The sequence below is a fragment of the Mesotoga sp. UBA5825 genome (assembly GCF_002432955.1).
Taxonomy (GTDB): Bacteria; Thermotogota; Thermotogae; order Petrotogales; family Kosmotogaceae; genus Mesotoga.
Genome location: NZ_DJHG01000068.1, coordinates 1 through 14,062, shown reverse-complemented (window position 1 = coordinate 14,062; position 14,062 = coordinate 1). Strand labels below are relative to the sequence as shown.

The following is a 14,062-nucleotide window of genomic DNA, read 5'->3' as shown; positions in this document are numbered from 1 at the left end:
ATCCCCCTGGGCTACTCACCGATTGGAAAGAGCATAGGACTGGTTGACCGTTGAGAGGTTCTCCGTTCTCCGAATAAAAAACCTGTTATTCGTTCCAGAGCGAAGATCTGTTCTTCGTTCTTGGGCAAGGTGATGATTCAAGAGCGTTTGGACTCCAACCAGTCATGAAAAAACAGCTCTCATCGGAAACTCTCTTCTGGTTCATGGCTTTCATAACTGACAATTTGCAACTGATCTCCACAGCTTAAAGCGGTTTCTAGATGCGAGATCCCGATCAGTTTCATATCGGGATGACCAAAGAGGAGAATAGAGATGATGTCTCTGTTAACAAAGATCAGGGGGTCCTTGATTCTTAGCACGCAGCGGTTTTTCTTCGTCAGCAGAAGAGACTGTCATCCTGTGAATGGTTCTGCACAGGACTTCGCTCTTCAAAACTCGGTTCTGATGACCCGCTTCAATAACCCGCTCCTCCTAACCCGATTTACATAACCCGTTCCTAAAGGTGGTTCTTTGCCCGCGAAGCGGAACTGGCCACCGAAGGTGACTGGCCTCTGCCGGAGGCAGAGACTGGCCAGGCGGAGCCTGACTGGCTTTCTAATCGCCTCCTGCCAAATGCAGCATCACTTCTGCTCTTGCCAGACCCTAGACCCCACGACCCCAGACCAGGTTTTTCCGTTTCCCTAATTTGATTGCCTACTTCCATTTACTGAGATGTGCTTTTTTCTTTCTAGTTGAAGCCACAAGGTTGTAGTAAAATAGTACTGTTTCGAAACATTCTTTGGAATCCTATATTATCTTCGGTAAAGCATTCTCACGGTCAGGGGGCAATCATTCGTCCGGCAGACAACAGTGCTGGCCAACCTAATTGGAGGTGGATCTATTGAACTGGAAGGGAAGAATTCCTGCAGTTGTCATCGTCCTGATTCTCGCTTTGTTACTCCCTGTAACGGTTTTTGCTAAAGTCACGGCTCATGAGCTTGTTGTTCTTGGGACAAACGATCTTCACGGTTACGTTATGCCTTTCGACTACCTGACCGTTCAGGAAGTCGAGGATTACGGAGCAGCAAAGACTTACACTCTTATCAAATGGGCAAGAGAGATCTATAGCAACACCCTGTTGATCGACACTGGCGATACTATTCAAGGAAGCGTTCTCGCAGAACGTGAAGCGAGAGTCGAACCCCTAAGTATGGGAGAAATCCCCTCGATAATTAGAGCAATGAATATCATGGGATATGATGCAGGAGCAATAGGAAATCACGAGTTCAATTTCGGTCTTGAGTATCTCGACCTCGCGATGGCAGCCGCTGATTATCCAATGCTTTCGGCAAACCTTTATAACGCCGATACTGAAGAATTAAGATACGATCCTTACGTAGTGCTTGACAGAGAAGTCGATGGCATACCGATAAAGATTGGAGTCATCGGTTTCTTGCCGCCCGAGATAATGATGTGGGATAGGGTTCTTCTGGAAGGAAGAGTCTATGTTGAACCGATTGCAGACGCCGCCGCCAAGTATATTCCTGAGCTAAGAGAAGAAGGCGTTGATCTTGTAATCGTTGCTCTCCATCAGGGAACCTCAGACGCTGAAGCTATACTCGAAAACGTCGAAGGAATAGATGCAATTATCATGGGTCACAGCCACGGGAGAGCGGCCGAAAAAATCGATGGAGTCCCCGTTACCATGGCTGGCAGCTGGGGAAACTCCCTTGGTCTAATCCATTTCCAGCTTCTCAACAGAGACGGAAAATGGGAAGTCTTCTCCTCGTTCCCGCAGCTTTGGTACGTGGATGAAACGATAGAAGCCGCTTCCGAAATAGTTGAGGCTGTGAAGGAACAGCATGAGGCAACTATTGATTATGTTATGGCTCCTGTAGGAATTACAACAGTGCCGATCACGGGATACTTCAGCAGAGTAATCGATAACGAAGTAACTCAGCTTGTCAACGAAGCCCAGCTGTGGTACGCGAGAGACTACTTCAAAGGCACGGAATTTGAAGGAATGCCTTTGCTTTCGGCCGCAGCGCCCTTCAGAACGAGCACCAATGTGGAAGCTGGCGACATAAGGATAATGAATGCGGCCGACATCTACATCTACTCGAACACTCTACACGTCGTGAGAGTGAACGGCATCGAACTCAAGGGTTGGCTGGAAAAGTGTGCCGAAAACTTCAACCAGATCGATCCAAGCAGTACTGAGGACCAGAACCTTCTGGCACGTTTCTCATCCTATAACTTCGACATTATCGAAGGAATCAATTATCAGATCGATGTTCGAAACCCTGTCGGCCAGAGGATTGTCGAGCTTACTTATGAAGGCGAAGAAATCGAAGATGATATGGAGTTCCTCGTCGTGACCAATAACTACCGCGCAGGTGGCGGCGGCTATCATCTAGTCGATGCCGACATCGTCCTCTCTTCAACAGTCGAGAATCGAAGCGTGATAATTGACTACATAATCGAGAAGGGTACTATTACCCCCTCACCTTCCTTCAACTGGTCTATAGTTCCATTTGAGACAGCAGGAAGAATCACATTCACATCCAGTGATGAAGCGGCCACTTTGGCGGAAGAACTTGGAATAAAGGGCATAAAGTACATTGGAGACCGGCTCTTCGAAGTAGACCTCATTGAGCTAGCAGAAAACGTTCCACAGACAGTCTCTAACTAGAATCACTTGCGTGAGCAAAACCGGAGGGAAATATGCCTCCGGTTTTTTGTCATTCACTTACATATTCTCGAAGCTAATATTGATGAGTAGACAGAGAATCCGCGCTTTCGCGGCAAACGCATGTTGAGCAAGACAAAATACTCTGTATGGGCATCCTTTCATCTCGCACACCCAGTCCCGAGCAGATCGGTAGTTAGTGAGATTCGACGAAGCGCTTTTTCGAGATGTCTACCCCGCTCCATGAGACTTAAATGATCAGTCCGAAGGATCAGATTCCGCTTCCTTTGCAAATGAACTCGGATTATTCTTCATCCTATGATCCACCTTCTTAACTCGATTGACAATCCCACTCTTTGTACAGATTCACATCGTGCCAGGGAGGCGACAGGCAAATAGATCCTTTGCAGCGTCACAACCCGTGATTTTGAGCCCTTTTTCTGAGATCTCAATCCTGAGTTCGAAGAAGATAATCAGGCTTACCACTCTAGGGATATTTGAAATCCACGCAACGCATGAGTTCGGTAAATGGGACCATGATTCAAATCCACCCTTTTCTGTCACTAGATCGAATCTTCAGCATTGGGCTTGTCGATGCTGATGTTCGAGTTACTGGTTTTCATAGTTATGAGGAGGCCGTTGTCGCCATTGAATGTCCCTCTCAAGCTAGTTGAACTCGAACTGATTACGCCTACGGTAAGCCCCTTCAAATTGACGGTTCCATTGGTTGTAGATGCGCTTATCTCTGCACGAATCGAGTCATCTAAAAAGATTCCTATACTTCCATTAGTTGACAGCAGTTCAAGAACACCGAAATCTGGAAGGATCGCGTCGCAGACAATCTTCGCGTTTGAGGTTTCAAAACTATTGCTATCACCGATAAGAGTGACCTCAGTGACTGTAATTGCTCCGTTCGTGGAATTCGCCGAAACACTGAGAGTTCCCCTTTCGATTGTTATCGGAGCATTACTTGTCTCAATAATGAGGGTTCCAGATATTCCCTTTCCTTCAAACGCACCGTTGGTGGATCTAAGTTCCATGACTCCGGCGCATTCCTCGACAAAAATGGGCGAATTAGAGGTTTCAAGTCTCATGCTTCCCGAGACGGAGATCAGCTCCAAACCTCCATTGCTGCTTCTGCCTCTTATTGAGGCATTAAGTGATTTGAAAACCATTGCGCCGTTGCTGGTATTCACTAAAATATCTTCCACCGTTTCCGACGGGATATTCATATAAATTGTTGTCGCCTGCCCCATGAATTCATTCGTTTGCGATAATCTGGGAACAATCACAGTGAGCTTACCATCTGCTGCGTTGATGTTCGGCCTAGTCTTTTCAAGATACTCTTCTTTGAGATTCTCGTCTGCAACCCTAACTGACTGTTCGACCCTGATTTCAACATAATCTCTATCCCAGCCCACTACTTCGACCTTTCCGTTAAGACTGTCGATTCCCAATGAGTTCGGCTTCTCGGTGATCGTCACCGAGAAGTCTTCGTTGAACTTCATTCCTGTGAATGACCTGCCAGAACCAAAACTGAATCCCATGATTTTGGGCCGGATTATCACTGCCGCACCTATCAAAAGGAGCTCTATTCCCAGCAGAAGTCCCGCAAGGGCCAGCCCTCTCTTTCTGTTGCTTTCTCTCATTTCATCACTCCCATTAGTACATCGCTGCCAATCAACTCTCGACAAAATACCACTAAACAAGAGAATTTTCAAGTCAAAAATCCCCTTTACGCACGGAAGAGAATCAAAGACGTCCTCCGTCAGTCGTCCAAGAGCAAGAACCCGTTTGCTGAAAAGAGCGACCGAGAAAGTGCGTTACCGAGAGGTTCACTGCGCTCACAAGAAGGCGAGAGAAAAGCAAGTCGGCGCACGCGGGGCAAGAGCCGCTTTTCGCTGATCGCTGAACGCTGGGAAGAGGATAAAAGACGTCCTTGGTCCTTCCCAAGTTCATGGACCCGTCCTTCGACAGGGTCAAAGGACAGATCCCGGGATGACCACAGAGTAAATCGTCTCCTTTTTGCCACACTCCAAACTTTAGACACGAGACACCCTAAAAACTTCGTCATGCCGCACCTTGATGCTGCATCTTGTTTTTGGTTATCAAGAGATGTTCGTATTTGGCGCGAGTACATGATTAGATCCAGAATAAAAGATCTACAAGATGACAGTGTAAGTCGTTCCTAAAGCAGCAGGCATTTCCTTGCCCGAAATCAGTGATTCAAGGGAACAAGAGAATTGAACGGTAATGGCACGTCCCTGAAACGGTCCGCAAAACGGTATTCGAATTTCTTGGTTCTCTACAGCCAACAATCTAATACTCAGTAAATCTAGTGGGTTCAAGAGACGGCTCGGCGTGAGTAGAGACATTGTAAGAGCATACAGTACTCAATCGTAGAAAAGAGAGTCTCAAATACTGAGGATGACGAAATCCACTTAATGTGGCTTTGTAGCTTCTATTCACAAGAAATGTTAACTTCTTGGAAACCATCAAGCGCAATTGATGGCTGCTTATTATATGATTGCAATGAGGGAGCCCAACGAACCTTTGGATCATAAAGAACTATTCCCAATGATCATTCACTGTTCATTCGCTTTAGAACGTTAAAGGAGGAATTAAATGACTGAGAAGAAGTACTCGATTGAAGAACTTATGGAGAACGAGACCATTGCGTCATTCGCGGTATCACCCGATTCAAGAAGGATTCTTTACTCTTCTGACAAAACGGGCAACTACAACATCTTTGAACTAGATCAGGAGAAGGGAAAGCACAGGCAGATAACATCACTCACCGAAAACGCATTGGTATCTCACGTCTACAAAGATGGGAGCTTCATTTTTGCAATGGATAAGGGCGGCGATGAACTACATCATCTTTATCTAGGAACAGAAGAGAAAATCAAAGATCTGACCCCTTTCGAGAAGACCAAGTCAGGATTTCACGTCTCCGTTGGCAATAGTGTTTACTACTACTCTAACAAGATTGATAGAAGTAGATTCGATCTATATCGGTTTGAAAAGGCTGATCTAGCAGGTGAGCTGGTCTTCGAAAACAAAGACTTGTATGAACTGGGTCCAATTTCGGATAATGAAAGGTTTCTCGCTCTTCATAAGCCCGAGACTGCAAACAACTCGAATGTATATCTCCACGACTTGCTAAGCGGAGATACAACACTTCTGTCCCCCCATGAAGGAGAAGCTAATTTCATACCTCTCTTCTTCTCAAAAGATTCGATGAAGCTTTACTGTCTATCGGACATTGAAGGGGAATTCATGACGCTTTGGATAACGGATATTGAAAGCAAAGAGCGTGAAGAGATCCTTGCCTTTAGTTGGGACATAATCGACGGGAGAATATCGGAAGACGGGAGAAGTGCTGTGCTTATAGTTAATAGAGACGGTTTTTCCGAACTTCACATAATCGATACAAAAGACAATACCCCTAAGATGTCTCCCGTTGAGACGGGTGGTGTAGTATACGATCAATACTTCAGCAAGGATAGCCGCTTCCTGTACTATCTTTGTGACTCAGCAACCTCCTCTCCTAATATCTTCATGATAGACCTCAATACAAAGGAGACAGAGCAGCTTACTGATTCTATGAGCGAAGAAGTGAACAGTAATGACCTCTCTGAAGCAAAGGTACTCCGCTTTATTTCGTACGACGGTCTCCAAGTGCCTGGGATTTTCTATCCGCCCAGAAATGTTCTGCCGAACGAGAAAGCGCCTGCGATTGTATGGGTTCACGGAGGACCGGGAGGTCAGTCTCTGCCAAGATACAGTCCTGAGATCCAGTTCATTGCAAATCATGGATATGCTATCTATGCAGTCAATAACAGAGGGAGCTCCGGCTACGGAAAGAGCTTTTTCAAAGCCGCAGATCACAAACACGGAGAAGCGGATCTGGATGATTGCGTAGCCGCCGCCAAGTATTTGGCCACCCTTGATTTCATCGACAAAGAAAGAATAGGAATAAACGGTGGAAGTTACGGTGGATTCATGGTTCTGGCGGCACTTGCTTTCAGGCCGAAGGAGTTCAAGGTTGGTACGGATTTTTTCGGTGTCTCGAACTGGGTGAGAACTCTCAAAGAAGTGCCAGCTTGGTGGAAGATCGCTAAAGATCTCCTTTACGGGAAAATCGGAAACCCATTCACCGAGGAAGAATATCTCAAGAGCATTTCCCCTCTCTTTCACGCCGACAAAATAGAGAGGCCTCTTCTAGTGCTTCAAGGAGTAAATGATCCAAGGGTACTTAAGATAGAATCTGATGAGATAGTTGAGCGACTAAAAGAGCATGGGGTTCCGGTTGAGTATGTAGTGTTCAATGATGAGGGCCATGGATTTAAGAAGAAGGCAAATAGGATAAGAGGTGCAAATGCGATGCTCGCCTTTCTTGACAAATACTTGCGCTAGAGACATTCAGTTACTGGTATTGGTGAGGGAGAGGAGTGGATTCAATCTGAGAAGACGAGAACTCAGCATATCGTGACGATAAGCAGAAGCTTTGTCGAGAGTTTCATCCTTACATACCGTTTGATAGGAAGAGACGTAACAAGAGCTGTTCGTCATTGATCAGTCGTTCCCCGATATGGTCAAAAAAACAATAAAGGAGTCCCTAATCAACTATTGCCGAAAAGGCCGTTCTTTAGATAGCCTGGCACAGCATTGACTTGATCTACTGATGTTTTTTCGAATTGTGCAGGTTGTGCTTCAAAGAACTGATATTTGCTGGCACTGAACTTCCGGGGACGGAGAGATCTTCGATCCTTCAGGTTATAAGTAAGACTGTCAGCGGAAAAAAACAAGGGTGCGAGAAGCATCCTCAGTTTGGCACCAGAATCTGTAAGTTGGAATCGTGAGAATAATCAATTGCTCTTTGAGTTCATTGCCCAGCTTCTTTCTTAAGAAGCTGCGGGGCAGAATTCGTAATCCTTCTATTGAATTAGTTCGTCTGAGCCCAATGGAAACAAGGCAGTTTAATGAATTAACAGAAAGCCAATTCTTCCTCATGTTGAAATACTTGTAGAAATTCGATCTTATGTCTTTCTCGACTAAGAGTACGGCCTCTGTCGATCTACAGAAAATGCTTAACTGCGAATCGGCATTGCATCCAAGCACGGTCTTCCCCAGCTCTGAATTCTTCTGTCTTCCAGCTTGATTCGAAATCTTGTTCTTATGTCGCTACACGGCAACCTGTAATCTCAAGTCTTCCGGGCCTTATTGGTACTCTAAATGGTGAGTTTAGAGCGCCAATATCAGTCCGCCCTCTCCAGCATATGTGGCAATCGCAGGACCCATCTTTCCGATTATGACTTCGGAATCTCGGACACGTTTCCTAATTTCCGAAGCGAAGAACTCAGCGTCTTTGAGATTATCCACGTGAGTTATGCCGAAAATCTTCTTCCCGGTCTTTGAGGAAGCTTCTATTAACTCAATTATCGCTTCTCTGAATCTCCTGCTTCCTCTTACCTTCTTAAGGAGCTTAACTTCGCCATTTATACCGTGCAGGATAATCTTCATGTTCAATATGTTAACCAGGCCACCCTGGAATTTGCTAAGACGGCCGCCTTTGACAATATTCTCCACTGTCGCGAGAGGGATGATAATCTTCACGTTTTCTCGGTACTCCTCCAGCGCTTCCACTATTTTGTCCAACTCAGCGCCAGATTCAGCCATTCTAGCGGCTATCAGCACCTGGATGCCATGGGAGATCGAACCTGCAAGAGAATCGAATACGATCGCCTTGCCTCCGCTCATTTCGGCGCCGAGGAGCGCTGATTGATAGGTGCCGCTGAGTTTTGATGAAATAGTAATGCAAAGTGGAGTTTCACCCTTCTTCTGAATATCCTCAAAGATCTCAGCAAAATCGGCCGGCGAAGGCTGAGAAGTCTTTGGAAGTTCCCGGGATTTGCTCATTAATCGCCAGAATTCCTCTGGAGTGATGTCGATATCTTCCTTGAAAGTCATATCATCAACAGAAATGTTGAGGGAGGCAAAGGGAATACCATACTTCTTCAACGTTTCAACCGGCAGATCACATGAGCTGTCCGTCACTATCCTGACCACCGTATCCCTCCTCTGTGTTCATATAATAAGATTATATGTCATTACGAGTCCAGAGCAATGGTTGTGCAGAAAGTCGTTTAATACTTGAAACCATTTTGGTGGAAAATTGTCTCTAAAAACTACCGAATATCTAATTCCAAAAGAAAAGGGCGGATTGTCCGCCCTATTGAATCCCATTCGCTGGCCAGTCTATCTGCCAGATGCAATCTCGTTGAACCTTTCGACATCGAGTATTTCTGGAGTATAGCTACCTGCGAGTCTCTCATACTGCCTGAGAAATGCCCTGAGGTGGTTCTCAGAACCTCTAAGCAGATTCTCGTATACCGTCGCAGTCCTCGAGTCGATGTCTCCCTCAAGCAATTCTTCCAAGTCCTTAATATCTATCTCTTCTATCAGAAGACCAACTTTTACCGCATCCAGAAGAGACTTACTTCCACTCTCGATGAGTTCATCATAAAGCTCCTGAAGCGTCGCATTGGTGAAGACTCCAACCTCATTTTCGCCCACGGGATCTACCATGCCAAAATCACCGATCAGAGAAAGAACTGCTTCTGTATGAGTCTGTTCGCTTCTAGCTATGTTACTGAAGACATTCAATCCCCATATTTCATAGAGTACGGTATAGACGTCGTGAGCTAGTTTTTCTTCTTCTCTCATGAAAGCAATTCCATCTTCCTCAGTCATTAAGCTGCTGGCCAGTGTCATTGAACTGAAAATCAAAACTATCGCTATTGCATATAATACTCTCTTCATTATTTTCTACCTCCGTTTTTTGGATCTTGAATAGATGTTAACCTGTGTAACTTAAAATCTCCTGAGAATCTGGAGATCGCTCGAAGGTCAATCCTCTTGGCTTTATCTTCCCTTTTCACTCACAATCGAAGAGTTTCGCCTAACTGAATGAATATTCGTTGCAGAAATTCAGTAGTGTGTTGAGACCAGAGGTCATTGGAAATTACGAAGTTGCTCAGAGTTCTATAGCAGCCTTTCGGTCCACTATTATTCAAATACTCTTCTCGCGGCTTTCATTGCTATTGCTCTCGGTACTAACCTTGATCCGGAAGCGATTATTTTGTTGATCAGCCCGCTTACCACGCTTCTCTTTCCTTTTTCAAATGCATCAAGTGCCTTTTTCACAACTTCTTCGGGGGACATGGACCCCGGCAGCTGCTTCCTTCCTCCCGAAGCTACATCGAAAAACTCTGTTCTAGTCGGCCCAGGAGATAGAACCATTACTTTGAAGCCTTTGGGTTGGAGTTCTTCGCTAACGGCTTCGCTGAAGCTAAGTACAAAGGCCTTTGTTGCAGCATAGACCGCCATTCCCGGTACAGGCAAATAGGCGGCAGTAGAAGCGACGTTTATAATTCCTCCGCCAATGCTGTTGCGCATGAGCGCATATTTCTTCGTCAAGAAGTAAAGAGCTCCGATATTCAGCTTGATCATCTGCATTTCTCTATCCGCTTCAATATCTTCAAAGGAACCAATTAGTCCGAACCCTGCGTTGTTTATAAGAAGATCTACGTCTTTCAGAAGTTTCGAAACTTCAACCAGGTCGTTCTCATCCGTCAAATCACCTTTCAGCGGAATAGATCTAGCTCCTAGATCTCCCTCAATTTGATCGGAAATCGTCTGCAATCTTTCTATTCGTCTGGCTACAAGGATCGTTTCGTACCCACGCTTTGCAAGCTCATAGGAAAACACCTCGCCTATTCCCGATGACGCTCCGGTTATTAGTGCTCTTTTCAAAATGATCACCTCGGCTAATTATACCCAATCCAGACCACATGAGCCTCTCAATTTGAGTTTTCTCGTCACAGAAAGTTGTATGTTGGTACCAAGTTTTGAAGGTGACGATGTGAAGAAAGTTGCGGTTATTTTAGTGCTGGTTCTGGCTGCGAGCGTTTTTGCATCTTGGGTGCCACTGCAGGATTACTCTAACGTGAAGTACGTCTACAATATGATTTCGTACTTCGAGAATGGAGAGCACAAGGAAATGATATACGGGGTGACAGTCGATCGCGATGAAAACCACTTCATCCTGAATTACGATACTACCTACTTCTTACCCCTCGACACTGAGCCCACCTCAGACATGATGTTTGGCCAGCAGTTCTCAATATGATGTACATCTTCCTCAATCCAATGCTATCATTCATTTATGACGCAATTGACCTGGAAAAACAGATGAATACGAAACTTTATGGTTTTGGCACTCACAAGTATGAGGGAATATACTCCGTAGAAGGAAAGAATGGAACGTTTAATGGAACAAAAGTCGCTTACACAACGAGGACGGAGAGTTGTCGATGTACTGGATAATTGATCAAAACATTCCTTTCGCTCTTGAAACCTTCATGGGCGACGATTACGCGGATGACTCTATTACAATCACTCTCTGGGACTACGCCCTTAATTGATTGAGGATTCGATCAAAAGGCGTCTTCAGGCGCCTTTTTGTTTATAATAAATCAACGAGCGGGCTGTTAAATGGTGTTCAGTATAACTTAATCAGGACGCGGTCGCAGATAGAGATTGGGGTCAGGAAAGCGTTAGGAGGATGATGGAGTTCTGTCTCTCCAGGAAAGGTATTCAAAAAGTCAAAGGTGACGTGTGAGAAACTCTGGTAGAACTTGTCTTTCATACCTCTAACCTCACTCCTCTTGCTTCAGTTTACTCTTTCTCTGCGAACGAATGAACAGACCGAGGCAAATTGAAAAGTGAAAATTCTGATGCTTCGTGATAATGACGAGGTTCTAGTGAGCAAGCTTCCGACGGCAAGATCTTTTCTATCTTTACGTCAAAAGAAGCGATTTGAAGGAGGAGAGCATGGATTTATCGAGAATTAGGCATGACTTACATGAGATTCCGGAGATTGGATTCAATGAGTTCAAGACTCAAGCGTACATTATGAGTCTCCTGGATCGATTATCTGTTTCCTACGAAAAGGTTGCGGGCACCGGACTTCTGGCGAAATGGAAAAAGGTTGAAGGCCCTTTCGTTCTATTTCGATCCGATATGGATGCTCTTCCTGTTTTTGAAGAAACAGATGCTCCATTCAAATCTGCACATGAAGGTTTTATGCATGCATGCGGCCATGATGTTCATATGACAATTCTAATTGGACTTATAGAGAGAATAGTAACAAGCGATCTCAATAGAAATTTTCTCTTTCTTTTCCAGCCGGCTGAAGAAGGCGGGGGTGGTGCTGCGAAATGCTTATCGAAATTGGAGCAATACGAAATAACTGAAGCCTGGGCACTGCACGTAAATGATGAATTCCCTGAAGGATCTGTTTACACAAGAGCCGGTGTTCTCTTTGCCTCGGCCTTCGAAACGGACTGCACTTTCAAGGGAAGGTCGGCACATGTCGCTTTCTATAAGCAGGGAAGAGACGCTATTGAGGGAGCTATGGATTTTCTTCAAAGGGTCTATTCGGTAGATAGAGGAGATTCCGTACTCAGATTTGGACTCATACAGGGGGGCAGAGTTAGAAATGTGGTGGCAGACTCCTGCACTCTTTCGGGAACTGTAAGAACTAAAGCTTTTGAGCTTTCAGAGGAAGCAATCATGGAACTCGAAGAGCTTGGGAGAGAAGTCGCTACTGAAAGAGGTCTAAAGTTCTCTCAGGAGATCGGTTCGAAGTATCCACAGGTTCATGTAGACGGTGATCTTTACGATAAACTGTGCGCCCTGGTCGATGTAAACCCGGTCGAAATGAAATACGTGGGAGAGGATTTTGGAGTGATCGCTATGAAATACCCTTCGGTACTTTTCTGGTTGGGTACAGGAAGAGGAGAACATCATGGACTCCATAATTCAAGGTTTTTGCCTGCTGATTCCGTTATAGAGAAGGGTGTTGAGATTTTCTGGAAGGTCGCCAAAGACTAAGCTAGCGCTTTCGAAATCTCCCCTCTCGAAGCTCAAGTGAGAACTTGTTATCAGTGTAAAGAGGGTCCGGTCTGGAGTCTTCCACTACCATGAAGACCGCTCCTGTTTTCAAAGTAGCTCTCAAAGTTGTACCATCTATTTTTTCGAATAAGAAGACAGGTGTGTTCATATAGCTTCTGTGTATCGGAACGATCGATCTCGCTCCGATTTTCATCTGATTGAACAGCTCCACGGTTATTCCCGGTAAGGCTACGGTGGAGATCATAGCATCGTATGGAGCTTCTTCTTTGAAGCCATATCTACCGTCACCGATCACTATCCTCACATTGCTCATGCGGTAGCGTCGCACGTTTTCCGAGGCTATAGATGCAACCGTTCTGGCGGTCTCCACTGATACTACGCTTCCCTTAGTCAGCATTTTTCCAAGCAGACAAGCACAGAAACCGGTTCCCGTCCCAAGATCCAGGACCTTGTTGTCTTCGTTCAGTTTCAATTCTTCTATCATGCTTATCAAAAGAGATGGCTGAGTAGAAGTTGAGCAAATCTTTCCTGAGCTTGCAAGACTTACTAGAGCTCTGTCTGTATAAGCCTCATCCGCTACTTCGGGTGAGACGAAATCCTTCCTGTCAAGTTCCATAAAGGCCGACTCCAGTCTAGGGTTGGTCAGATAACCTGTCCTCTTCAGAAAACTCAGAAGCTCTCTCATCGAAAATCTGTCACACTCCTCTAGAAGAAGAGATACTTAATGGCGTTTGCGACCACAATTATCAGCAAAATCCATCTCACATAACCGCTGCCCTTTCTTATCGATAGCCTGGCAGCAAAATATGCCCCGACAACATTTCCTGCCGCGAGAACCAGGCCGGGAAACCAGTAAATCATCCCATTAAGGATAAAGATAACCAGAGCAAAAGCAGTGTAGATAAAGACGATAACAATCTTCGTGAAATTCGTTCTCACAAGATCAAAGCCATACGAAAAGGTAATCGCTCCAATAAGAAAGAAACCAACTCCCGCCTGTAAAAATCCCCCGTAGAAGCCCACGCCGAAAAAGATTAGAGCTGAGAGGACTCCAGAGGGTCTCGAAAAAGTGAGCCGCTTCGGTTTCAGTAACATAAGCAAAACTACTGCCAGGAGAGCTACTGCGATCACTTTCTCCAGCACATCCTTCGGTATTGTCGAGACAAACATGGAACCTATGATTGAACCTATCGTTGCAGACACTATCGCCGGAAGTATGGACTTGTCAAACCTCATACCGCCGGATCGAAAGGTCTTTACTCCTATACCGCTTTCAAATATCACGCCCAGTCTGTTGGTGGCATTGGCAACGTGCGGCGGCAATCCTATCCACATAAGTACCGGGAGAGTGACCATTGAGCCCCCTCCCGCCATAACATTCATAAAACCAGCTGCGGCGCCCGCAATGTATAT

11 protein-coding genes are annotated in these 14,062 nt (G+C 45.4%); 5 read left to right on the top strand and 6 right to left on the bottom strand.

Annotated features, from left to right (window positions below):
- Positions 1-880: 880 nt before the first annotated feature.
- Positions 881-2,671 carry a bifunctional 2',3'-cyclic-nucleotide 2'-phosphodiesterase/3'-nucleotidase gene (locus tag B3N33_RS06270; protein WP_214079112.1) on the top strand — a complete coding sequence of 597 codons (1,791 nt, stop codon included), beginning with the start codon at positions 881-883 and terminating at the stop codon, positions 2,669-2,671.
- Positions 2,672-3,231: 560 nt separating this feature from the next.
- Here B3N33_RS06270 and B3N33_RS06265 read toward each other — a convergent pair.
- The gene (locus B3N33_RS06265) at positions 3,232-4,317 is read right to left on the bottom strand and encodes a DUF4097 family beta strand repeat-containing protein (RefSeq protein ID WP_214079111.1); all 1,086 of its coding nucleotides are present in this window, start codon (positions 4,315-4,317) and stop codon (positions 3,232-3,234) included.
- A 976-nt stretch (positions 4,318-5,293) separates the two neighbouring features.
- Here B3N33_RS06265 and B3N33_RS06260 point away from each other — a divergent pair.
- Complete coding sequence (locus B3N33_RS06260; RefSeq protein WP_292592567.1) at positions 5,294-7,087, top strand: S9 family peptidase; 1,794 nt, start codon at positions 5,294-5,296, stop codon at positions 7,085-7,087.
- 828 nt (positions 7,088-7,915) lie between these two features.
- Here B3N33_RS06260 and B3N33_RS06255 read toward each other — a convergent pair.
- The 3 genes from B3N33_RS06255 to B3N33_RS06245 all read right to left on the bottom strand — a co-directional run bounded on the left by B3N33_RS06255 (position 7,916) and on the right by B3N33_RS06245 (position 10,495).
- Entirely contained in the window at positions 7,916-8,740 is an 825-nt protein-coding gene (locus tag B3N33_RS06255; RefSeq protein ID WP_292592565.1) for a DegV family protein, read from the bottom strand.
- A gap of 189 nt (positions 8,741-8,929) precedes the next feature.
- Complete coding sequence (locus tag B3N33_RS06250) at positions 8,930-9,493, bottom strand: DUF2202 domain-containing protein (RefSeq protein WP_099828628.1); 564 nt, start codon at positions 9,491-9,493, stop codon at positions 8,930-8,932.
- Positions 9,494-9,739: 246 nt separating this feature from the next.
- A complete protein-coding gene (locus tag B3N33_RS06245) occupies positions 9,740-10,495 on the bottom strand; it encodes an SDR family NAD(P)-dependent oxidoreductase (protein WP_292589793.1) in 756 nt (251 codons plus the stop codon).
- Between the two features lie 100 nt (positions 10,496-10,595).
- Between B3N33_RS06245 and B3N33_RS06240 the strand changes: the two genes are divergently transcribed.
- The 3 genes from B3N33_RS06240 to B3N33_RS06230 all read left to right on the top strand — a co-directional run bounded on the left by B3N33_RS06240 (position 10,596) and on the right by B3N33_RS06230 (position 12,628).
- Entirely contained in the window at positions 10,596-10,862 is a 267-nt protein-coding gene (locus tag B3N33_RS06240) for a hypothetical protein (protein WP_292592563.1), read from the top strand.
- Positions 10,859-11,059, top strand: a complete 201-nt coding sequence (locus B3N33_RS06235; protein WP_292592562.1) for a hypothetical protein — start codon at positions 10,859-10,861, stop codon at positions 11,057-11,059. The genes B3N33_RS06240 and B3N33_RS06235 overlap by 4 nt, the downstream gene beginning before the upstream one ends.
- A gap of 507 nt (positions 11,060-11,566) precedes the next feature.
- On the top strand, positions 11,567-12,628 hold the full coding sequence (locus B3N33_RS06230) for an amidohydrolase (protein WP_292592560.1): 1,062 nt from the start codon (positions 11,567-11,569) through the stop codon (positions 12,626-12,628).
- Between the two features lies 1 nt (position 12,629).
- Here B3N33_RS06230 and B3N33_RS06225 read toward each other — a convergent pair whose 3' ends face one another.
- Together B3N33_RS06225 and B3N33_RS06220 are read right to left on the bottom strand one after the other, a co-directional pair.
- Positions 12,630-13,334 (bottom strand): protein-L-isoaspartate O-methyltransferase family protein, encoded by a 705-nt coding sequence (locus B3N33_RS06225; protein ID WP_292592558.1) that lies wholly within the window; start codon positions 13,332-13,334, stop codon positions 12,630-12,632.
- Positions 13,335-13,354: 20 nt separating this feature from the next.
- A partial coding sequence (locus tag B3N33_RS06220) for a sulfite exporter TauE/SafE family protein (RefSeq protein ID WP_292592556.1) occupies positions 13,355-14,062 on the bottom strand: 708 nt, incomplete at its 5' end.